Source organism: Pontibacter amylolyticus, from assembly GCF_014638845.1.
GTDB classification, from domain to species: domain Bacteria; phylum Bacteroidota; class Bacteroidia; order Cytophagales; family Hymenobacteraceae; genus Pontibacter; species Pontibacter amylolyticus.
On record NZ_BMFP01000010.1, the window covers coordinates 52,319 to 74,535 of the forward strand.

The 22,217-nt window shown below is 50.1% G+C and carries 18 protein-coding genes; 6 read left to right on the plus strand and 12 right to left on the minus strand.

Annotation, left to right across the window (positions count from 1 at the left end):
* Positions 1-39: 39 nt before the first annotated feature.
* From IEV97_RS19415 to IEV97_RS19445, 7 genes are all read right to left on the minus strand, one after another.
* On the minus strand, positions 40-927 hold the full coding sequence (locus tag IEV97_RS19415; protein ID WP_188503155.1) for an NAD kinase: 888 nt from the start codon (positions 925-927) through the stop codon (positions 40-42).
* 15 nt (positions 928-942) lie between these two features.
* A complete protein-coding gene (locus IEV97_RS19420; RefSeq protein WP_229734046.1) occupies positions 943-2,331 on the minus strand; it encodes a POTRA domain-containing protein in 1,389 nt (462 codons plus the stop codon).
* A gap of 8 nt (positions 2,332-2,339) precedes the next feature.
* A complete protein-coding gene (locus tag IEV97_RS19425; RefSeq protein WP_188503156.1) occupies positions 2,340-3,005 on the minus strand; it encodes a CBS domain-containing protein in 666 nt (221 codons plus the stop codon).
* Complete coding sequence (locus tag IEV97_RS19430; protein WP_188503157.1) at positions 3,002-3,778, minus strand: alpha/beta fold hydrolase; 777 nt, start codon at positions 3,776-3,778, stop codon at positions 3,002-3,004. Before IEV97_RS19430 ends, IEV97_RS19425 begins: the two co-directional genes overlap by 4 nt.
* A 42-nt stretch (positions 3,779-3,820) precedes the next feature.
* Positions 3,821-4,393, minus strand: coding sequence for an anthranilate synthase component II (locus IEV97_RS19435; protein ID WP_188503158.1), 573 nt, complete (start codon positions 4,391-4,393; stop codon positions 3,821-3,823).
* A 332-nt stretch (positions 4,394-4,725) separates the two neighbouring features.
* The gene (locus IEV97_RS19440; protein ID WP_101447281.1) at positions 4,726-5,244 is read right to left on the minus strand and encodes a CvpA family protein; all 519 of its coding nucleotides are present in this window, start codon (positions 5,242-5,244) and stop codon (positions 4,726-4,728) included.
* Positions 5,245-5,350: 106 nt separating this feature from the next.
* Positions 5,351-5,812 carry a GatB/YqeY domain-containing protein gene (locus IEV97_RS19445; protein WP_188503159.1) on the minus strand — a complete coding sequence of 154 codons (462 nt, stop codon included), beginning with the start codon at positions 5,810-5,812 and terminating at the stop codon, positions 5,351-5,353.
* A 166-nt stretch (positions 5,813-5,978) separates the two neighbouring features.
* Here IEV97_RS19445 and IEV97_RS19450 point away from each other — a divergent pair, with 166 nt between their 5' ends.
* From IEV97_RS19450 to IEV97_RS19475, 6 genes are all read left to right on the plus strand, one after another.
* A complete protein-coding gene (locus IEV97_RS19450; RefSeq protein ID WP_188503160.1) occupies positions 5,979-6,692 on the plus strand; it encodes a pyridoxine 5'-phosphate synthase in 714 nt (237 codons plus the stop codon).
* Positions 6,634-7,725, plus strand: coding sequence for a tRNA 2-selenouridine(34) synthase MnmH (gene mnmH, locus IEV97_RS19455; RefSeq protein ID WP_229734047.1), 1,092 nt, complete (start codon positions 6,634-6,636; stop codon positions 7,723-7,725). Before IEV97_RS19450 ends, mnmH begins: the two co-directional genes overlap by 59 nt.
* A 120-nt stretch (positions 7,726-7,845) precedes the next feature.
* The gene (gene selD, locus IEV97_RS19460) at positions 7,846-8,898 is read left to right on the plus strand and encodes a selenide, water dikinase SelD (RefSeq protein ID WP_188503161.1); all 1,053 of its coding nucleotides are present in this window, start codon (positions 7,846-7,848) and stop codon (positions 8,896-8,898) included.
* Between the two features lie 69 nt (positions 8,899-8,967).
* Positions 8,968-9,558, plus strand: coding sequence for a hypothetical protein (locus tag IEV97_RS19465; protein WP_188503162.1), 591 nt, complete (start codon positions 8,968-8,970; stop codon positions 9,556-9,558).
* Between the two features lie 37 nt (positions 9,559-9,595).
* Positions 9,596-10,366: an alpha/beta fold hydrolase gene (locus tag IEV97_RS19470; protein WP_188503163.1), complete on the plus strand. Its 771-nt coding sequence runs from the start codon at positions 9,596-9,598 to the stop codon at positions 10,364-10,366.
* 321 nt (positions 10,367-10,687) lie between these two features.
* The gene (locus IEV97_RS19475) at positions 10,688-11,404 is read left to right on the plus strand and encodes an SAM-dependent methyltransferase (RefSeq protein ID WP_188503164.1); all 717 of its coding nucleotides are present in this window, start codon (positions 10,688-10,690) and stop codon (positions 11,402-11,404) included.
* Positions 11,405-11,473: 69 nt separating this feature from the next.
* On the opposite strand, the gene IEV97_RS19480 is transcribed toward IEV97_RS19475, so the two are convergent.
* From IEV97_RS19480 to IEV97_RS19500, 5 genes are all read right to left on the minus strand, one after another.
* Positions 11,474-12,505 (minus strand): DUF4249 domain-containing protein, encoded by a 1,032-nt coding sequence (locus tag IEV97_RS19480; protein ID WP_229734048.1) that lies wholly within the window; start codon positions 12,503-12,505, stop codon positions 11,474-11,476.
* A gap of 5 nt (positions 12,506-12,510) precedes the next feature.
* Positions 12,511-14,766, minus strand: a complete 2,256-nt coding sequence (locus IEV97_RS19485) for a TonB-dependent receptor (protein ID WP_229734049.1) — start codon at positions 14,764-14,766, stop codon at positions 12,511-12,513.
* Between the two features lie 312 nt (positions 14,767-15,078).
* Entirely contained in the window at positions 15,079-16,509 is a 1,431-nt protein-coding gene (locus IEV97_RS19490) for a SusD/RagB family nutrient-binding outer membrane lipoprotein (protein WP_188503167.1), read from the minus strand.
* 11 nt (positions 16,510-16,520) lie between these two features.
* Positions 16,521-19,733, minus strand: a complete 3,213-nt coding sequence (locus IEV97_RS19495; RefSeq protein ID WP_188503168.1) for a SusC/RagA family TonB-linked outer membrane protein — start codon at positions 19,731-19,733, stop codon at positions 16,521-16,523.
* 1,051 nt (positions 19,734-20,784) lie between these two features.
* Positions 20,785-22,206, minus strand: coding sequence for a SusD/RagB family nutrient-binding outer membrane lipoprotein (locus IEV97_RS19500; RefSeq protein WP_188503169.1), 1,422 nt, complete (start codon positions 22,204-22,206; stop codon positions 20,785-20,787).
* Positions 22,207-22,217: the final 11 nt, after the last annotated feature.

Genomic DNA, 22,217 nt, shown 5'->3' on the forward strand with positions numbered 1-22,217 from the left:
TCTGGTATAAAAATATGTATATTAAATATCGAATATAATTTACCTAAAAATATTTGTCCTTTTATCAAGACCCCAGTTTAGTTTGCCCCGTAGCGTAGTCAGGAAATTTACATGATGCAGCTTGACGAGTCGTGCCACGAAGTTCTCCCGCCGCACGGCTATCTGAACTGACATATCTACCGGAACGGACCTTGAGTCGAGGGAGGCAAGGTATGTACTGCTACGCCCCTCCACCTCAAAGGAGATCACACTCCGGTCTGACACAATCATGGGCCGCACATTCAGGTTGTGAGGGCATACGGGTGAAATAACGAAATTGTTGGTCTGTGGCAGCACCAGCGGACCGCCGCAGCTAAGCGAATAGCCCGTCGATCCGGTGGGGGTGGCCACCACCAGTCCGTCGGCCCAGTAAGTGTTCAAATATTCCCCATCTATATACGCATGCACGGCTATCATGGATGATGAATCGCCCTTGAGCAAACTGAACTCATTTAACCCAAAGTTGATCCCGTCAAAGATCTCCAGATCGGAGTCCACGCGGATCAGCGCCCGGTCATCGAAGGTATAGTGGCCCTTGAAAAGAGCATCCAGCGCCAGGTTGATGCTGTCGTGCGCGATGGTGGCCAGAAAGCCGAGCCGCCCCGTGTTGATGCCCAGGATCGGAATCTGAAGCGCCCCGACATAGGTCACTGTATCCAGCAAGGTGCCATCCCCGCCCAGACTCAGCACAAAGTCAACACCCGCCAGGCTGTCGCCTCGGTTAAAGGTTGTGATACCCTCCGGCAGTTTAATACGATTCTGCAGAAAAAGACCGAAGTGCTCCACTACCAGTAGCTCAGCCTTCCGGCGTTGCAATTCATCAAACAGGTTCTGGATAAAGGGGCCGTATTCTTCGTCGAAGGGCTTTCCCAGTATAGCTATCTTCATATATTTTCTTTGTCATTAAAAGGGGAAACGGCCACTCAGATAAAATCCGCCCGTCTTCTCCCGGTTAAAGGTATATTCGGCCCGGAACACAAAGTCATAAAACGTGACCAGATGCAGTCCCGCCCCCATACCTGCCAGTAACCTGTTAGCCAGCGGGTTGCCTTTCTCAAACACCTCATCCACAACGTAGCCCGCATCTGTGAACACGTTGGCATAGAGCGCGAGCGGTACTTTGTTGAACTTGGGGCTTTTAATAAACTTCAGGTGCACGCCCTCGTGCTGGAAGAGCTCCCGGGTAAGCCCCTGCTTAAACAACCCGAAGTGCTGACCACCCACTACCTGCAACTCGTAGCCTCGCACCAACGAACGAAAGCCCAGCGCCACGTTATCGGCATAGGCATAACGTCTGGAGAGCCGGGCCTGTGCTTCGCCACCCACAAAATAATAATATTTGCCCGATAAGTGTCGATAATCGACATACTTTGCGCGCAGGGTGGTGATGGGCGTCCCGTTTCCATTCATAAAAAAAGTCTGCGCGGCGATCGCTTCAAAGTAACTGCCCGTGAGCGGGTACACGAAGGAGTTGCGCAGGTTCACTACTTTATATACCTCCACACGCAGGTACTGCCTGTCCAGTTTATCCTCACTGTAATATTCCGGATTCAACGCCAACACCGTATCAGCCACCTGTTCCTGCACGTAAGTCAGCCGCAGGCCCTCTTGCCGCTGCACACTCTGCCGATGTGTGAGGCCGCTCGTGAGCAATGTGCGCTGAATGGGTACACCGCTCTCCTGCACAAAAAACCGTTGCCGGTTATTGAGCGTGCGGTAGTCGATGGCCCGGCTGCGGTAGTCCGCTATCCCGAAGTCCATACCTAGTTTGTGGGTACGGCTTATATAAGGGACACGGTAAGTAAACTCGAGTCGTTTATTAAACCCCTGCTGCAGCCTGACACGCACTTCTTCATTGCGGCCTCTGAAATTGCGCCTGATCAGGTTAATGCCATAGTCGACACGGCCCCAGTCGCGGCGTTCGAGCCAGGCGTTGAAATTGCGATCGGCCAGGTCGAAGATAGGGATAGGGTATAGGTACCAGCGCTCCTGCATGGTATAGGTCACAGTTACCAGCCCCTCGCGGCAGGTATAGGTATAGCCCACCTCGTGAAAAAGACGCAGGTTAAAGAGTCTTCTGCGGTTTTCCTCCAGCTTTTCCTCCAACTCGGCAGTCAGCAGGGTGTCGCCGGGAGCGATGTTGAGCTCAAAAAGAAGCATGCGGCTTTTGCTGACCTCGTTGCCCTCAAACTTAATGCTGTCGATTATGACAGACTCGGTGTGGCAGGGCAAAGCCACCAGGGTATGGCAAAGCAAACTAAGGCACAGCAGCAGGGAAGCGCGCAGGATCACGGACAGGGCTATATGTCCAGGTATTTGAATAGCATGTCCAGGCGGTCACGGCCCACGTCGTACTTGGCCCCGTCCTGGAACTGCGCCGTCACCCGGTATTCGAACCGCTCCAGCGTCGCGATGATGCGGGTAAGGTCGGAAGTGTTAAGTTTAAGCGTGAGCTTGATATTATAGGGGTCTACTTCGTCAGGCGACACATAGGCACTCAGGATTTTGACATTGTCCTCCTCTATCAGGCGGCTGATCTGCCCCAGGGAATAGTCGCGCTCCGGCATGGTAAGCACCAGTATGCTGCCCTGCCCTTGCAGCGCCGACATCTGACCGAAGGCGGCCAGCGTGTCGTTGATGGTGATGATGCCCATGTAGTCCTGCTCTTCGTCGAGCACGGGCACTACCTGTATCTTGTTCTTGATGGCGGCCTCCATCACATCATAAAAGTGCTGGTGGTGCATCACAAACACATCCTGGTACTCCAGCTTGACCTGCTCCAGCGTCTGGCCCCGGTCCGGTAGCTCGATCAGGTTAACCTCAGTGGCAAGGCCCATGTACTTGCGGTTGCGGGACACGGGCAGTTCGTTTACGCGGAACTCATCCATCCATCGCAAAGCCTTCTCCACGGTGTCGTAAAGCTTGAGCGGCGGTATCATTTGGTTGATGAGTTCTTCTGCGATCATGTGGCTGTTTCCCTTACTTTTGTTTTGGCCAAAAATTTATCTAAGATACTGTTAAATCTCTCCGGATGTTCCATCATAGGGGCGTGTCCGCACTTGTCGATGAAATAAAGTTCGGAATTAACAATCAGTCGGTTGAACTCGTGTGCCACCAGCGGCGGCGTGATTGTGTCGTTCAGTCCCCATATTAACAGCGTGGGCACCTGAATGTTCTCCAGGTCCTTGCCCAGGTTGTGCCGCTGCGCCGACTTGGCGATGGCGATGATGCGCAAGCACTTGGCATTGCTGTTGGTAATGTCGAACACTTCATCCACAAGCTCCTTGGTGGCCGTTTCGGGGCTGTAAAAGGTATAGCCCACGCGCTCTTTCACGTACTCGTAGTTGCCACGCTTCGGGAACGAACCACCCATGGAGTCCTCGAACAAGCCCGAGCTACCCGTCAAGACGAGGCGCTTCACTTTAGCGGGGTTCTTCAGGGTATAGACCAGCGCCACATGTCCGCCCAGCGAGTTGCCGAGGAGCGTCAGGTTGCTCAGATTCTTAAATTTAACAAAATCTTCGATAAAAGCAACAAGCCCCGGTACGCCTGCCTTGTGAAGGGCCATTTCATAAATAGGCATCAGCGGAATGACCACACGGTAACTCTTAGAGAAATAATCTACCACGCCGTTCCAGTTGCTCAGGGCGCCGAACAAGCCGTGCAGCAACAGCAATACCTCTCCTTCGCCTTCGTCTATGTACTGAAATTCGCCTTCGTGTTTGACCTGTAGATTCATTCCTGTTAATCCTAAATGTAATGCGTTGTAAAAATCCGGCTGTTACCGACCTGCAATATTAGCAATACTCAGCCAATTTCGCAGCATATCGAGCCCATAAGTCGTGAGGGCGGCCTCCGGATGGAACTGCAGCGCATGCAGCGGCAGTGTGCTGTGCCTGAAGGCCATGAGCTCTCCCTCGGCAGTATACGCAAGTGGCACGATACTGTCAGGCCAATGTTTTAAAACCAGCGAATGGTAGCGTACGACAGGCATTTTGGAGGGAAGCCCGGCAAACAGCGGATCAGCCTCGCAGATGATCTCGGAGATCTTGCCGTGCATGGGCTTTATACCTTTGTCGAGCCGGGCACCGAAAAACTCACCCAGCGCCTGATGTCCCAGGCAGATACCGAGCATCGGCACTTTGTCGTGGTAGTGCCGGATCACGTCCATCATCACGCCTGCCCTTTGCGGCTCCCCCGGCCCGGGCGACAAGACAATGCCTTCAATCGGAAGTGCCTTGATTTCCTCCAGCTTCACATCGTTGCGCAACACGTGCACCTCCACCCCCAGCTGACCGAAATAGTCTACCAGGTTGTAGGTAAAGGAGTCGAAGTTGTCGAGCAGGAGCAGCATTGTTGTAATTTGGGGATTTGGAAATTTGAAAATGTGGAGATGAATTGTATCGTCAAATCCTGAGAAGATCAGTGGATTTTCAGATGCTTGAAGCTATCCCCTGATTTATTCCACGCAGGCTCTTAAACCTGAGGCAAGCCCTCACCAAGGTATGAGAACAAGGTATAGGTATAGTTTTAACCCGAGCCGAACAGGTATAGCCTTATACCTGACTGATGAAAATTTATTTTTCAGGTAACGTGAATGCGTCGCTATATCAGCTCAAATTCATCTTTAAAGAGTAGGGTCAAAATCCCGCATCTCCAAATCCTCACATCTCTAAATTTTCAAATCTAAAAATGCTCCTTGAGCGAAAGCAGCAGCGACTTCACAAACGGCAGCACATAGCTCATTACGCTGAGGGCATACGGGGTAGTTTTAACGACAAACGGATATACCGTAGAGCTCGCCGCCGTTTCAGGGGTGATGGCTATACCTGCCATCTCTGATACGTAGAGCAGCAGGCTCAGGGCCAGCGTCCACTTCAGGGCTCCCAGCAGGGCGCCCAATATGTTGTCAAACATGCCAAACGGCGTGAAATCGATCACCTTTTTGAGCAGGATCCCCAACACCCGCACTCCCAGGATAATCGCCACGAAGATAACCAGGAAGGTAACGAAAGGCAGCAGGCCGCCGGCATCGCCAATGTACTCTTTCATGATGGGCAGGCCGGAGTCGAGCAGTTTGAGGCCAAGCAGAATGCCCAGCACCAGCGCAAACAGCGAAATCAGCTCAAGCAGAAGGCCTTTGCGGAAACCCAGGAAGGCACCGAACAGAATGGGGATGGCCAGAAAAATATCGAAGGTACTCACAGGATAAAAACATTAAAGGCAGAAGCGAACACCTGTCGCCCCTGCCTTCAAATATAGGACAATTGCAGCATTCACACCAGTAGGCAGGCTGCAAAAAATCCGAATTTTAGAAATCCGTGTTGTTCAGCAAATCGCCCACGGCTTTGGAAATGGCACGCCCGTCGGCCTGTCCGGCCAGTTCGCGGGAGGCAACGCCCATTACCTTGCCTAGGTCTGAGGGACCCGATGCGCCCACCCGCTGAATGATCTCCAGCAGACGAACGCGCAAGTCACCCTCGTCGAGCTGCCCGGGCAGGTACTCTTCTATCACGGCCAGCTCCGCCAATTCTACTTGTTCCAGGTCGGCACGCTGCTGTTTGGCGTATATCTCGGCCGACTCACGGCGCTGCTTGGCGGCTTTGGTGAGCAGCTTTAACTCCGTATCCTCGCTGATCCCATCGGTGCCGCCCTTTTCGGTTTCGGCCAGCAGTATGAGCGATTTTATGCTGCGTAGCGCCTGCAGTCGGGCTTTGTCTTTGGCCAGCATCGCCTGCTTGATATCGGCTTCAATGCGTTGTTTTAAACTCATAGTCTTATGGTTGATTGGTTATTTAAGGCAAGTGATGAACTCCCTGCCTCTACTTTATACACTACTACAGCCGGGGCCATAGGTTATCATCTTAATCAAATTTCCACTAATTTAGTCTTTCCGTATGCATTAGTATCACCAGCCTACGGGCTACAACACACATACCATGACCAAACTTAGTGTAAATATAAACAAAATAGCCACACTGCGGAACGCCCGGGGCGGCGACAGACCCAACGTAGTGCAGGCCGCCAAGGACTGCGAGCGGTTCGGCGCCGAAGGTATAACGGTGCACCCACGCCCCGACGAGCGCCACATCCGCTACCGCGACGTGTACGATCTGAAGGAAGTCGTGACCACGGAGTTTAACATCGAAGGCAACCCAACGCCCGATTTTCTGAAGATCGTGAAAGACGTGCGCCCCGCCCAGGCCACTTTGGTGCCGGATGCGCCGGATGCCATCACCTCCAACGCTGGCTGGGACACGCTGCATCACAAAGATTTTCTGACGGATGTGATCGGCGAACTGAAAGAACTGGGTATACGCACCTCTATTTTTGTGGACCCGGATGTGCGCATGATCGAGGGAGCCTCATTTATCGGCACAGACCGGGTGGAGCTCTACACCGAAGCCTATGCCAAAGGCTACCCCACAAACCCTGAGGAAGCGATACGCTCATACCTGGTGGCCGCGCAAAAGGCCAAGGAGCTCGGTATCGGCCTCAACGCCGGCCACGACCTGGACCTCGACAACCTGAAATACCTGAAAGACACGCTGCCTGGTTTGCTGGAAGTGAGCATCGGGCACGCGCTGATCTGCGATGCGCTATACCTTGGGCTGGAAAACACGATCCAGCTATACCTGCGTCAACTCAAATAAAGTGGTCCATACCATCACGATACAGGAATTTTTGGCGAAAGCGAAGCAATTGCCTGTGCTGGATGCCCGCGCACCCAAAGAGTACGCGCTCGGTCGTATACCGCAAGCCCGGAGCTTTCCTATTTTCTCGGATGAAGAGCGGGCCACGATCGGAACGGCCTACAAGCAGCAGGGGCACGATCCGGCAGTGCTGATCGGGCTCGACCTTTTTGGCCCCAAGATGTCAGGATTTGTGCGGGAGGCAGAAAAGCTGGCTCAGACGAAAGAAGTACTGGTGCATTGCTGGAGGGGTGGCATGCGCAGCGGAGCCATGGCTTGGCTGCTCGACTTCTCGGGCTTTCAGGTATACCTGTTGCAGGGCGGCTACAAGGCTTACCGGCAGTACATGCACGAGCAGTTTGAGCGCGAGCGTCCGTTGCTCGTGATCAGCGGGAATACCGGAAGTGGCAAAACCGATTTACTCCCCTACCTGCAACAGCACGGTCAGCAGATCATCGACCTCGAAGGACTGGCTAGTCACAAGGGTTCTTCATTCGGGAACATCGGCATGGCGCCGCAACCCAGCACCGAGCACTTCGAGAACCTACTGGGTATGGCCTTGCTCGAGCTCGATGATCAGAAACCGCTGTGGTTGGAAGACGAAAGCATCGGCATCGGAAAGGTGCAGATGCCCAAGTCGCTGTTTAATAAAATGCAGGAAGCCCCGGCTATTGTGCTCGAGGTTCCGAAGCCGTTGCGTATACAGAAGCTGGCTGAGGAGTACTGCCGCACCGACCCGGCTTTGCTGGAGGCGGCTATACTTAGAATAAAGAAACGGCTGGGCGGATTGGCCACAAAAGAGGCCATCGAAGCCATCTCGGCTGGTGACATGGAAAAGATGGTGGATATCGCCCTCTCCTACTACGACAAAGCCTATACCTACGACCTGGCCAAAAAGCAAAACGTGCTGCGTCTGCCCCTGGAAACCTTGAATCCGGAAGAGAACGCCCAGCACCTGGTTGAATTCGCCAGGCTGCACCAGCTGATTAAATAAGTGTCCGGACAAAAAGCAATCGAGGCAAAGCTCACAAAAGAAGCCAGTTGAAATAACCTGGCAGCAATATCTTACAGGCATACAACCGCTATACCTGTGATGAACAATAACTCACTAACAATGGAAGAAACCAACACCCAGGACATAAAACTCACCCAGTACAGCCACGGCGCTGGCTGCGGCTGCAAGATATCCCCCAAAGTGCTCGACAAGATCCTGCACACCGACATCCACTACCCCGAAAACGACAGGCTGCTGGTGGGCAACAGCTCCCGAGACGATGCCGCGGTCTATGACATAGGCAATGGCCGCGCCGTGATCAGCACCACTGACTTTTTCATGCCGATCGTGGATGATGCTTACGACTTTGGTCGCATCGCCTCCGCCAATGCCATTTCGGATGTGTATGCGATGGGTGGCACGCCTACCATTGCTATTGCCGTGCTGGGCTGGCCGATCGACAAACTGGCCCCTGAGGTAGCCAAGCGCGTGATCGAGGGTAGCCGCAGCATCTGCCACGAGGCCGGTATACCTTTGGCAGGTGGCCACAGCATCGACAGCCCGGAGCCGATCTTCGGACTGGCCGTGACCGGCATGCTCGACATCCCGAACCTGAAACGCAACGACACCGCCACCGCCGGCTGCGAGCTATACCTGACCAAACCACTGGGCGTAGGCATCCTGACTACCGCTCAGAAAAAAGCCATCCTGAAGCCTGAACATACGCACCTGGCACCGCAGCAGATGATGCAGCTGAACAAGATCGGCGCTGAACTGGGCGAGCTACCCCAGGTAAAAGCCATGACCGACGTGACGGGCTTTGGTCTGCTGGGTCACCTCTCCGAAATGTGCGAAGGCAGCAACCTGGCTGCGGAAGTATACTTTGACAAAGTACCGGTTATACCGGAGGCGCTGGATTATTTGGCGCAAAAAGCCATACCTGGCGGCACCCACCGCAACTTCGACAGCTACGGACACAAAATAGCCGAGCTCACCGTAGACCAGAAGCACCTGCTCTGCGACCCGCAAACCAGCGGAGGGCTTTTAGTTGCCGTTGATCCAGGCGGACGCGAAGAGGTGCTGCAGCTGTTTGAGGAGTACGGTCTGCAGCTAGAACCCCTAGGCGTGCTGAAGGAGCGTGACAGTGAAGAGAAGCTGATTCGGGTGTTGTAAAAAATGCGCGGAAGGAGGTATAAAAAGCTCTATTATGTACCAGGGTTACTCAGTTTACTCCTGGTAGCCATGCTGTTTATACCTATCGCACTGGAGCAGAACCGCAAGCTTGATAAGCGCGTTTTGGAAGTGAACGTGTGGCACCCTGACAGGGGAAAGCTGTTTCCTTTTCCTGAGCGTAATTATAAACCAGTTGTGCTCACAAGGGATGCCGAGCAGAATAAAGCCGCTATCGCCAGTGCCCGGGCATTCATCAACCAAATGTATACAACAGGAGACGGAGTGAACGGCATCCGCTACATTTTCCAGGATGCCTCTTATGGCACGTACGTAAGCGTATTGAATTCCCTTAAAGTAGATAGCATTGCCTCCTTTGTTGTTTACGAAAATAGTATCTGGGTATTAAACAGACCCAAACCAGCTGGGCCGCAACTCTTTTTTGAATGTGACATCATCCTTCTGGATTATTCAGATGTCATCTATTCACAAATGAGCTTCTCTGAGAAAATGGACCATCATCTGGCACCTTACCGAGCGGGCGCCGCTAAACTCTGGCCTACACTTGTTTTGCTCGGGTTGATAGCCATACTCAACTTGAAGCAAATACTTCGCAAAAAAACTTATACTTTAACCAATAACACATCTTCTACCGTAAGGTAAGCTGATAATCATACAGGACCATCCTACCCCACATAACATGAAACTACACTACAAGGAAATGGGCCATGGGCAACCGCTGCTGATCTTGCACGGACTGTTCGGCACATTGGATAACTGGGCAACCCTGGCCAAGCGACTGGCCGAGCACTACAATGTGTTTCTGGTGGACCTGCGCAACCACGGCCGCTCCCCGCACAGCGAAGAGCACAACTACGACGCGATGGCCGAAGATGTATTGCGCCTGGTAGACGAGCTTCAAATCCCGACGCCAGCCATCATGGGACACTCCATGGGGGGCAAAGTGGCAATGAACTACGCGCTGAAATACCCGACCCGCCTCACCAAGCTGATTGTGGTCGACATTGCCCCGAAGGCCTACCCGCCGCACCACGACGAGATCATTGATGCGCTGCAGTCAGTGGACCTGAGCACAGTGACCAGCCGTGGCGATGTGGACAAGCAACTGGCCAGAACAATCCCGGAGGAGTCAGTGCGCCTGTTCCTGATGAAGAACCTGTACCGCAAAGATGACAACACTTTTGGCTGGCGCATGAACCTGGATGCGATCGAGAAGAATTACGAGAAAGTAGCAGCTCCTATCACCTCCGAGACGCCTTTCAAGAAAAACACGCTCTTCATCAAAGGCGGGCGCTCGCGCTACATCATGCCCGAAGATGTGTATGGCAGCATTGAGCGCCTGTTTACGCTTGTGGAAGTGGAAACCATACCTGAAGCCGGCCACTGGGTACACGCCGAAGCCCCGGATAAGGTATACGACCTGGTAACGAGGTTCCTGGATACTGACTGAATCTGAATCAGGATTTTCAGAGTTAAAGAGGGCCCCTATCCCCACGGATTGACTGGGTTGCTATACCAGATTTTTATATCGCTCGCCGCAGTCCGCTGAAGGGACACGATGCATTGTGTTTCCATGCTTTTGTCGCTAGTCAAGGCACTTGAAGGAACTGCACACTGCTGCAAAGGCTAGAACTATCCTGCAAATCCTTAGAGTAGATCCTGACAGCAAAGCCGTAGCCAAAAGCTGCGGCTTTGTTTTAAGGTATAGCCATTACAACAGGCCAAACCACTAAACAATTAAACAATTCAACCATCCAACAAATAACTTAACATGAAGAAGACCGGCACGCTATACCTGATTCCGACCATACTGGCTGACGACACAGCCGACCAGGTGATATCGCCGCAGGTGAAGGACACGGTTCAGCGGCTGACCTATTTTATTGTGGAGAACCTGCGCACCGCCCGTCGATTCGTTAAAAGCATTTGCCCGGAACTGGTGATCGAACAGCTGAATTTTGTGCAGGTTGATAAAGATGCAACGCCCGCTCAGGTGCATGCCTCTCTGAAGCCACTGCTGGAGCAAGGTATAGACGCTGGTATTATATCAGAGGCGGGCTGCCCAGGTATAGCTGACCCCGGGGCCGAAGTGGCCAGGTACGCGCATCAGAAAGGTATACGGGTGGTGCCTTTTGCGGGGCCGTCAGCGATCCTGCTCAGCCTCATGGCCAGTGGCTTCAATGGCCAGCGATTCGCCTTCCACGGTTATCTGCCCATCGAGAAAGGGCCGCGGCTGCAGGCGCTGCGCAACCTCGAGAAGGAGATGCTGCAGCGGGACCAGACGCAGATCTTCATGGAAACGCCCTACCGCAACAACAAACTGCTCGAAGACCTGGTGCAAACCCTTAGCGGCGGCACCCGCCTCTGCATTGCGGCCAACATCACCTCACCGGAGCACGAGTTCATCCAAACCAAAACCATCGCCGAGTGGAAAGGCAAGCTACCGGATATACACAAGCAGCCGGCGGTGTTTTTGATTTATAGGTAATTTCTCTAAAAGAACTTTTAGCAAGGCCGGCACTGGGTTAGTCTCTTTTCTGAGATCGGGTTCTGTCCTCTACCAGTCTTCAGGTATACCCAAGTTTGCATTTTTCATTACCCGACAATCGTCAGGGAAGCGGAATGGGGCGATGGGGTAGTCTATGTCATTCCGCAAAATGGTTACCTTCCTGGTGCTTACTCCGGATACATCAAAAAAACCGATCACCTGCTCATTTTCATTGTTTACGCTGGTGATGTTTCCTTTTACTTCGGCCGGAGGCGGGTCAAACACGGTGCCTGTGGCTAGCTTTTGCTGCTCCAGAATGCGAAAAAAATTGTAAGCCTCTTCGGTAATCGAATGTTGGTACAAGGTCAGTTTGTTCTTCACCCCCAAATATTTCTCAAAAGGCAGGAAGAGCACATTCTGACGGAGCACCTGTTTTCCATTGGTCAAGCGATCGTCTATCACTTTGAGCTGCTCCAGCCTTTCTTCAAGAAAGCATTGCACACAACATTCCTTTGGTGCGGGCAGCCCGGTGAAGGGGTGAATGTAATCCTGAGGCTGTGTCCTGACCTCGTATTGGGTAGTGAAAGACCAACGCAGGAAATTCTTTTCTTCTGCCGGATCGGAGTAGTCTACAAGCACGTTATACCCCGGAAGCAACTGTTGTTCACGTTCTCCCGGAAAGGCGAATGTCTGCTCAGCAACTTCAAATTGAACAGAGTCGATCGCTATCGGCTCTTTCATGACAACTGGCTCTGATTGGTAGAGTTGGTCACCTACCGTAATGTTGAGGGTGTAGGTCTGCCCGGGAACCCCTATTGCTTCGCCACCTCCGGTAGGGTAATAATACCCTGCCTTATCATACGAAAACAGGTGCCATTGCCCTTCATTGCTTGTCACCGTCACGACTGCCTTTTCTTCAAACTCATTATAGGGGGATGAATGTGGCTGGGAGTAACTCAGTCGCACGTAGTTCAGACTAGCCTCGTTAGTGAAGTACCCCTCTATCACCAGGTGTTTTCGTTGGGTGTTCAGATCGGTATCAACCGGGTCGATGCAGCTCATGAGAAGCAGCAGGAAAAATGGCAGCAACCTTCGTAGCATACGCATTAGAATTTAACATTAAAATTGATGGAAGGTATAGGTGCCCCGATAACGGCCAGTTTATACGCCCCCGGCGCTTCTCCATAATGATGCTGGTATAGCATGGAGTAAGCGTTCTTCCGGCCGTACAGGTTATAAATGGAGAAGCTGCCACTGTATTCCGCCTTGCCTCTTTTGATAATTTCCCGATTCAGGGACACATCCAGGCGGTGATAGTCGGGCATTCGCTGCTGATTTCGGCCGACGTAGTTGGCAAAGATTTGCCCCTGGTACCAATACCAGGAGTCCGCGGCGGTCACAGGCCTGCCGGTGGTGTAGGTAAAGTTGGCCGTCACCTTCCATTTGGGCCAGAGATGATAATCAGCAAAAACGTTCAGGTTGATCGGCTTGTCGTAATTGGATGGATAAGCTTTCCCACCATTGATGGTTTCTGCCTCGGTTTTGCCGGCTATCGTCCTAAAAGACCTGGAGTACGTCAGGCTGACCCAGCCTGTGAGCCGTCCCTGGTTCTTTTTCAGCATCCATTCAGAGCCATAGGCCTCCCCATCTCCAAACAGCAAATCCGATTCGAGTGTGGGGTTGAGCAGGAGCGTTGCCCCGTCTTTATAATCAATCTGGTTATAAAGTTTTTTATAATACACTTCCCAACTGAAGTCATACCAACTCTCCGGATCTGAGTAGAAGTATCCTAACGATACCTGATCTGCCACCTGGGGCTCTATGTGTTTGTTAGACAGTTTCCAGACATCCACCGGCGTGATGGCGGCCGTGTTTGAAATAAGCTGAATATACTGTCTGGTCCTGCTATAGCCTGCTTTTAAAGAAGTATTGTCAGTTAAAGAGTACTTGAAGGAGGCACGCGGTTCAAGCCCTGCGTAAGTTTGCACTACATTTCCCGCACCATAGGAAAGCGTATCAACAATATTCACATCACTTTTAGGCCGCCCCTCTGCATAAACATAAGTAACTGAGGGGCCTATCTTGGCAAACCGGGAGAAACGCAGTCCCACTGACATCGACAGCCTGTCCGTAAGTGTCATTTCATCGTTCAGGTAAACGGATGTTTCATATCCTTTGTCGCTTTCCAATTGGCGTGGGTTGAGGCTAGAGCTACCGTAAGGCACCAATTCTCCCGGCTGAATGTCATATAGAGATGCGTCGGCTCCGAAGTCAAGCTGATGCTTATCGAGCCCGAAATATCCAAAATCAAGCTTTAGCTGGGTCAGGTCTATACCTGAGTTAAGGGCAAACTCTTCTCCGACGGCAATACCTTCGACCTTATTTACATAGTTGCTTTTAACTACTGTGGCTATACCTGTAAAGTTATTGTTGAACATATGGCTCCACTTGAGTGTCCCCAGTGTGTTCTTCCATTGGTAGGTTGTGTCGTTCGGGAATTTGAAACCGTCCGCACTGTGGTAACCCGAGAAACTGACGGTGTTCTTTGCGTTCAGCTTATACTTAAACTTCAGGTTTCCATCATAGAAATGACCCGAACTGTTCTTGATATTCCTATTGGGGAAGAGCTTCATGATGTAGCCTGGGAACGCTCCTCTAACAGCAACCAGAAACGTTAGCTTGTCAGACAGCGGCCCATCCATGCTGAACTTGCCCGAGATAGGAGAAACGCCGATCTCATATTTCATTCTCTCCTCATTCCCATCCCGCAGTCTGACATCTAAAATGGAAGAAATTCTACCTCCATACCTGGCGGATATACCACTACGGTGCAGTTCATAGCTTTTGAGAATATCAGGATTGTAGACAGAGTAGAAACCGAACAGATGGTTGGCGTTGAACAAGGGAGCGTCATCCATCAGTACGAGGTTTTGGTCTGCACTGCCCCCCCGCACAAAAAAGCCCGATGTTCCTTCGCCCGCATTCACCACCCCGGGCAATGCCGAAACACTCCGTAACACATCCGCCTCTCCCAATAGCTTTGGCATGCGTGTCAGCATCTTCTGATCGATGAATGAACTGCCCATGTGGGTACTGTTCACATCCGTAACAGGTCTGCTTGTGATCTCTACTTCTTTTAGTTTAAAGTTGGCTAGTGTCAGCGTAAATTCAACCTCTTTATCAGCGGCTACGGTAACTGACTCCCGGAAGGGTGCCATCCCGATGTATTGACAGGCAATTTCGTAACTACCCTTCTCTAGGAGTAAGGAAAACCGTCCCTGCTTATCAGTGAACACGCCTTTCCCGCCTGGTGAAACCACTAAGAAAGCCCCTTCCAGTCTTTCGCCCCAGATACCTTTCACTGTACCTGATAGTTTGTATTGCCTTGAATTTACAGCTTGAGCCCATGCGTTTAATGTGAAGACCATCAGTAAGAGGGTAATTGCAACTGATTTCCGGGGCATATGAAGCGAAATATTGTTTAAATACTTTTTTAAATATACAAAGTTTGGACATTCAATTACCACTAGTGCCAAAAGCTTTTTAATAAATAAACCTGACACTGCCTTTGCGGTGAATCCTTGTAAAAAGAAAAGGTCTCCGGATTCCGGAGACCTTTGCCAATGAAGAAGACTACTACCTAGTTTTCTTAAAATTCAATTACTAATTCATTACTATCTAACATCCCAGAACAGCTTAGTAGAGCTCTGATCACCACCAATTGCTGATGCCGCAGCAGCATTGTTTGATGGGTTGAGCGTCTGCTCGTTAACTGGGTAGATCAATCTTGTAGGTACGGTCAGGCCTTCTACTGGAGGAAGAAGCGTTGGAGCATCTAATCTTCTCCAGGTTACCCATGCGTCGTATCCACGGTTATAAAGCGCGATCCACTCCTGTGTACCAATCTTCTGTCTCCAGTCGCCAGGAGCAGTCAGATAGTTCACGCTTGGCTGTAACAGGTAGGCTGTAGCCTGCGCTGCAGTACCACCCCAATAGGTGATGGAGGCTGTAACAGCTTTGTTATAGTGCTCCATAGCAGTGCCACCTACGTTATAACCTCTTTCTACGGCTTCGGCCAGAAGGAATTCAACTTCAGCGTAATCAAGCAGTAATGCTTCAAACGTAGGATCAGCAATCTTAGGACTTACAGTCGAGAAATCAGTGAAGGTGTTAGGGAAACCATACTTGCCACCTTTAAACTCGGTGCCAACCTTCGAGAAGTAAAACTCTCTTCTTGGGTCATTACGCTGGTTCATGGCGTCAACCAAGGTGTTGGCAGCCACATAGTCCTCTCTGGTTGAAAGTGGACCTTTCACGTTAGAAGAGATCGGGTTGTTGTTTGGTGGTGCAGACAAGTATCCGAATGACGCATTCTCATCATTACTTGAGATTACTCCACCCGCTACTGCTGATTCTGCTAAGGCTTTCGCTCTCGCATTGTCAACATCAGCTACTACCATACCTAGCTTCAACTTAAGTGAGTTACCAAACTTAAGCCAGTCCGCCATGTTGCCACCGTAAAGAATGTCACCGCTTCCAGTAAATCCTTTAGATGCAGGGTCAAGCTGTGCTACTGCTGTTTCAAGACGAGTTAGAATGTCAGCGTAAACAGTTTTTGCATCGTCGTATTTAGGCAGTGCATTCTGAGAATTGAGCGCCTCCGTATAAGGAATGTCGCCGAACGTGTTTACCAACACAGACCAGGTATACACTTCCATGATCTCGATCTGAGCCAGCTGGTTTTTCTTAACGCCTTCAGCAAGCGTCGCATCTTCAGTTACGATCCTTTTGGCTTCAACAAAATCGTTCAGCACATCACGGTACAAGGTTGTCCACATGTTCTGTGGAATCAAACGTGAAGTCATGTTATAGCGTGGCTCATCCAGGTACTGAGTGGATGTCCAGTGCTGCACATAAAAACGATAGTTGTTAGTGTTAACGTTTGGAGTTGTCAGTACGTCCGTCAGGTTTTTAGTAGCACCCGTGAACAGGGTAACCGCCGGAACTACTGTCGCTTGTTTCTGGTCGACATTGTAATCTTCCAGATCATCCACGCATGATGCCATAAACACCAGCGAGAATAAGCATATGATAAGTTTCTTCATTTTCTGATATTTTAGAAATTTAATTTAACGTTGAAGCCATAAGTTCTAACAGCTGGGTAAGCACCAGACTGATATCCTCTGCCAAAGTTACCTGAGCTCAAACCTTCTTCCGGGTCAGAGTACTCCATGTTTTTGTGGATGATCCAAAGGTTACGACCGATCAACTGCAGATCAACACCTTTTACGAATCCCAGGTTCCCGATAACTGACTCAGGCAAAGCATAAGAAAGAGCAACTTCTCTCAGCTTCACGAAGCTACCATCGAACACATACATGGCGCGCGGAGCACCAACATAGTTATCAGCTGCGTAGCCGTAAGGAGTCATACCGTCACCATCCTGGTTCTCAGCATAGATATCGTTCGGAGTGCCATCTTCCTTAACACCTGGCAGCTTTACGCCACCACCTTCTGCAGCTGGATCACGAGTAGGGTTACCCTTATCGTTCAGGCCTGCAGTATGGGCATATAAACCAGTTGCTTCGCCATACCACTGGTCAAGAGAGAATACATCGCCACCATGACGCACATCGATCAGGAAGCCCAATGAAACACCTTTATACGTTAAGGTGTTGTTGAAACCGCCAGTCCAGTCTGGGTTTGGATCACCAATGATAAGGTCTGATCTGTCAGACAATAGGTAGTAGCCGTTTGCTCCAACTGTTTTCTGACCATTTGTGTAAACGAAGTCGTTACCACGGATTACACCGTAAGGCTGACCAATGGCAGCGTTCAGAGAAACACCTCCCTGGAAAGAAGCAAGTGTCAGGTTCTCCACATCTTCATACAGGCTGATAACTTTGTTTCTGTTACGAGCGAAGTTGAAGTTCATGGTCCAGGTGAGGTCACCTGTCTGAACTGGCGTTACAAAAGCAGCGATCTCAAAACCTTTGTTTTCTACTTCACCAGCGTTAACATAACGGTTTGTATAACCTGACGCAGCCGTCTGGCTAACAGGCATGATCTGGTCGATCTGGTTTTCCTTGTACACAGTGAAGTCGAAACCGAACAGGTTGTTGAAGAACTCCGCCTCTATACCTGCTTCCATACTCTTCTTTCTTTCAGGCTTCAGGTTAGGGTTGTTCTTTGTGCTAGGAAGCGAGAAGATCGGAGTTGAGCCAAAACCGGTTGGCTTAAAATACACATCATAGATACTCAACGGAGGAGCGTCGTTACCTACTTCTGCGTAGTTAATTCTCGCCTTACCATGTGATAACCATGAGGTTTCTATAAGGTTAGAGAACAGCACGTTCACACCAGCAGCTGGGTAGAAGTAAGCGTTATCGCCTTTTGGAAGTGTAGTAGACTTATCCTGACGGGCAGAAAGCTCCATGTAGTAAGTGTCTCTGAAACCAAGGTTAACGTTGGCAAAAATACCGTCTACACCTCTGCGCCAGAAGGTTTCAGTTGGAGGGTTTACCGGGCTTGCAGAGTTGGAGATGGAGTACAGTTTTGGAACAACCAGACCGCCGTTTGTTGCTGTAAATATAGATTCAGCACGGTCTCTGCGAAGGTTGGTACCTAACAAACCTGTAAAGCTTAACTCTTCAGAAATGTCTTTGTTGAAGTTCAACATGAAGTCGAAGTTCGTTTCGTTGAAGTCTCTGTTATACCTGGAGTAGCCACTCAAACCAGCACTACCAACCGCAACGCGCTCTTCCTGCATGTCACTTGTAGTGTTGAAAGAGGCTCTACCCATGGCGCTCATCCAATCGGTGATTTTGTAATTAACAGTCGCATAACCATAGATGTTATCTCTGCTGTCGTTCGCGTAGTTTTCGTACTGCGTCCAGTATGGGTTGTCAGAGTAGATCGGACCTGTGTTTGAGCTGTTCCAGTTCCAGGTGATGTTCTGGCGGTTTCTGAAGTAAGCATCTTTCTGCTCTTTCAGATCCACGTTAGTTTGCCACCACTGGCGGAACTGCTGGTTAGGGTTAGTACCGCTATAACCAGTACCATATCTACCCATACCTACTGTGCGAGTGTAGTTACCTGAAGCAGACACTGTTAACCTTTCAGAAGCCTCATAAGAAGCATTGAAGTTGAACATGTCTTTGTCTATTGTAGAGTTTGGCAGGTTACCTTTGATGTCGTTACGAGTGTAACCAAGGTTAAAGGTTGTCTTGTCGCCACCGCCACTAACTACCACGCTCTGGTTAGAGTTAAGGCCTGTTTCATAGAATGAAGTAGGGTCGTTTTCAGCAGCTACCCAAGGTCTTGTCTTTCCATAGTTTGGATGAAGCGGATCGATCGCATCCCACTGGTAAACCTGCAGGTTCGGGTCGAATCTCGGACCGTATGAAGCGTCATCCTGGTATCTTACTACCGGTGCTACACCGCTACCCAAATCTTTAGGTGCACGGAAGCCCTGGAAGTAACCACCACCATACTCTTTCTGGTACTTTACATAAGTGCTCTTATCGATGTTACTCCAGGTAACACCGCTGTTAACAGCTATGTTCAAGCTGTTTTTCGCGCCTTTTTTAGTAGTGATCATGATAACACCGTTCGCCGCGCGCGAACCATAGAGCGCTGTTGCTGCTGCACCTTTCAGCACGTTAACAGACTCAATGTTATCAGGGTTAAGGTCGGCGGCAGCGTTACCAAAGTCAGCACCACCACGGCCAGTAGCCTGGTTAGAGCCGTTGTTGTTGGCGTTACTTACCGGCACACCGTCAATAACGAACAGTGCCTGGTTTTCACCTGTAAGGGAAGAATAACCGCGGATGATCACGTTTGTAGAGCCACCCATGGTGTTGTTGGTTCTGATGTCCAGACCAGCCACTTTACCTGAGAGGGAGTTTACTACGTTTTCATTTCTGGCACGTGTGATCTGGTCTCCGCTAACTTCCTGAGCTGAATAGGCCAACTCGTTTCTGTTACGCTCGATACCCAGGGCGGTCACCACAACCTCACCCAACTGGCGGGTGTCGGTTCCCATAGACACGTTTATGGTCGATTGGTTTCCAATTGGCCGTTCAACTGTCTGATAGCCGATGAAGCGAAATACAAGGGTGTTGCTGCCTTCCGGCACATTCACAGTAAAGGTACCGTCTGCCCCCGAGGCAGTACCCACTGATGTGCCTTTTACCAGGACTGTAACCCCTGGCAGCGGCTGATTGGTAGTAGCGTCTGTCACCGTACCGGTGATCGCCCTGACTTGAGCCATGGCCTCATGGATAAAGGCCGACACAAGCAGCAGGCATAGCATTAGAATTTTTTTCATTGCGCTGTTTGTTTAGGTAAGAATTAAATCAAAATAGTTAAGGTGTTATTTTATCACTTCGCTGGATAACAGCTTCAGTATGTTCGTTTTATGTTAAATATTGAGCTAATACTCGCTCTATCTGTTAATCACCTCCTTCATCTATTGCTTTCCTTCGCTTCCGAGATTGAGTACTGGTCAATGATATCGACAATTTGCTTCTGAAGCGGGTTGATGAGCTGACTTACCTAAAATGCCGGAACCAACATATTCAGGGGACAAGAGCACGACCCTAAACAGATAATCACCTTCAACGAAATATTGTATCAGATGCCGAAAACTAGATTATATTGAATTATTTATCAAAATAAGGATATGGCTGTCGTAAGGGCAGACCATTTAAGCCTGCAGACAACAGTTTGATAGCCTCAAAATCAGGCTATGTAAATCGATAAATACTTAGGAAGCCGCTAGCTTTGCTGAAATTGGTAAGCGGCAATGGGGCAAAGATAACTCTGAGAATAGTAGAGGTCTTTTCATTGTTTTAAATTGTTTAAGGTGAGAGATGCTCAATTTTAAAGAATGTTTTCGGCTTTCACAAATATTTAATGCGTTTTTTGACCTCAAAAGCAAATCTTAAGAATTTTCAAAGCGACTCTTGGGTAGTTAATGTAAGCGGAATACAAGCAAAGCGATAAAAACTCCTCCTTATACGGATAGGTATAGGAAAGGATAAATTTATTCAATATGATAACAGAAAAATTAAATTTTTAAAGCATAAGGCAAACAAAATCAAGATTTTAACCACCCCTGGCTTCAGGTATGGCAAGTTGGTGAAACCAACCTGTTTACTTATTTTCTTAGTTAAAGGGGACAATACACCGCTGTGTATGAATCTCTGCCAGCTTTAAACCGGGACCGAAGTCGCTATGACTGCTCTGGTCTGATCAATTATAAGCCAACAGTTTATGATGTGAGACTTATCTGGCAGTAAAAGAAAAATGCCCCCGAACCCGGGGGCATTTTTCTATAAGTAAACTACTACTATATTAATCAGTCATGCATTAGTCCATCAATTCACATCCCAGAACAGCTTCGTAGAACTTTCGTCTCCTCCTATGGCCGATGCCGCTGCGGCGCGGTTATTTGGGTTCAGCGTTTGCTCATTGACAGGGTAAATCAGTCTTGTTGGCACAATCAATCCTTCTACCGGTGGTGTCAGAGTTGGAGCATCGAGTCTTCTCCAGGTCAGCCAGGCCTCATAACCACGGTTAAAGAAAGCAATCCATGCCTGTGTGCCTATTTTCTGCTTCCAGTCACCAGGCGCTGTAGCGTAGTTGACTGCGGGCTGGGCCAGATAGGCGGCGGCCTCAGCTTCTGTTCCTCCCCAATACAGAATGGATGCCCTGATAGCTGCATTGTAATGTTCAGCGGCAGACCCGGCGATAAACCCCCTTTCTACAGCTTCAGCCAACAGGAACTCTACCTCGGCATAATCCAGCAACACTCCCGGGAAATCAAGTGCGGCTATCTTCTCGCTTACGGTGGAGTTTTCTTCATAATCGTTCGCAAAGCCAACCCGGCCGCCTACAAACTGCCCATCAACATCTGTAAAGTACTGCGGCCTCCTGGGGTCATTCAGCGAATTCATCAGATCAACGAGCCTACCGGCTGCTATAAAGTCCTCCCTTGCTGAAAGCGGACCTCTGACGTTATCCGAAATAGGGTTGTTGTTCGGAGTCGCAGCTGTGTAGGGGAATAAGGCATTGTCCGCATTGCTTGTGAACACATTTGGCGCAGCTTCTGCTACAAGCGTTCCGGCTTTAGCTGCGTCAACATCAGCTATCACCATGGCTAACCGCAGCTTCAGAGAATTACCGAACTTTACCCACTGCGCCATGTCTCCATTGTAAAGCACATCTCCTTCTTCAAACCCAGATTCTGCTGTATTGATCAGACCAAGCGCCATATCAAGGCGTTCCAGGATATCGTTGTAAATCGCCTGGTCATCATCGTATACCGGCTGCGTGTTAGTCGGGTCAAGCGCCTCGGTATAGGGAATATCGCCAAAAGTCGTCACCAGAACAGACCAGGCATATACCTCCATGATCTCAATTTGAGCCAACTGGTTGTTTTTGAGCACCGGGTCAATTGTCTCATCGGCAACTAATAGCCTTTTAGACTCTTTCAAGTCAGCCAGTACGTCCCGGTAAAGCGCATTCCAGAAGTTTTGAGGAATCAAACGGCCGGTCATGTTGTACCTGGGCTCCTCTACATATTGAGTTGTAGCCCAGTGCTGCACATACAACCTGATGTTGTTCGTGTTCACGTTCGGGGTAGTCAACACATCCGTCAGGCCCAACAGGGCATTGGTGAACAGCGTGGCGGGCGGGACATCAGTTGCCCGCTTCGTGTCAATATTATATTCATCCAGGTCGTCTACGCACGCTGCCATAAACACCAGCGAGAATAAGCATATGATAAGTTTTTTCATCTCTCGTTAGT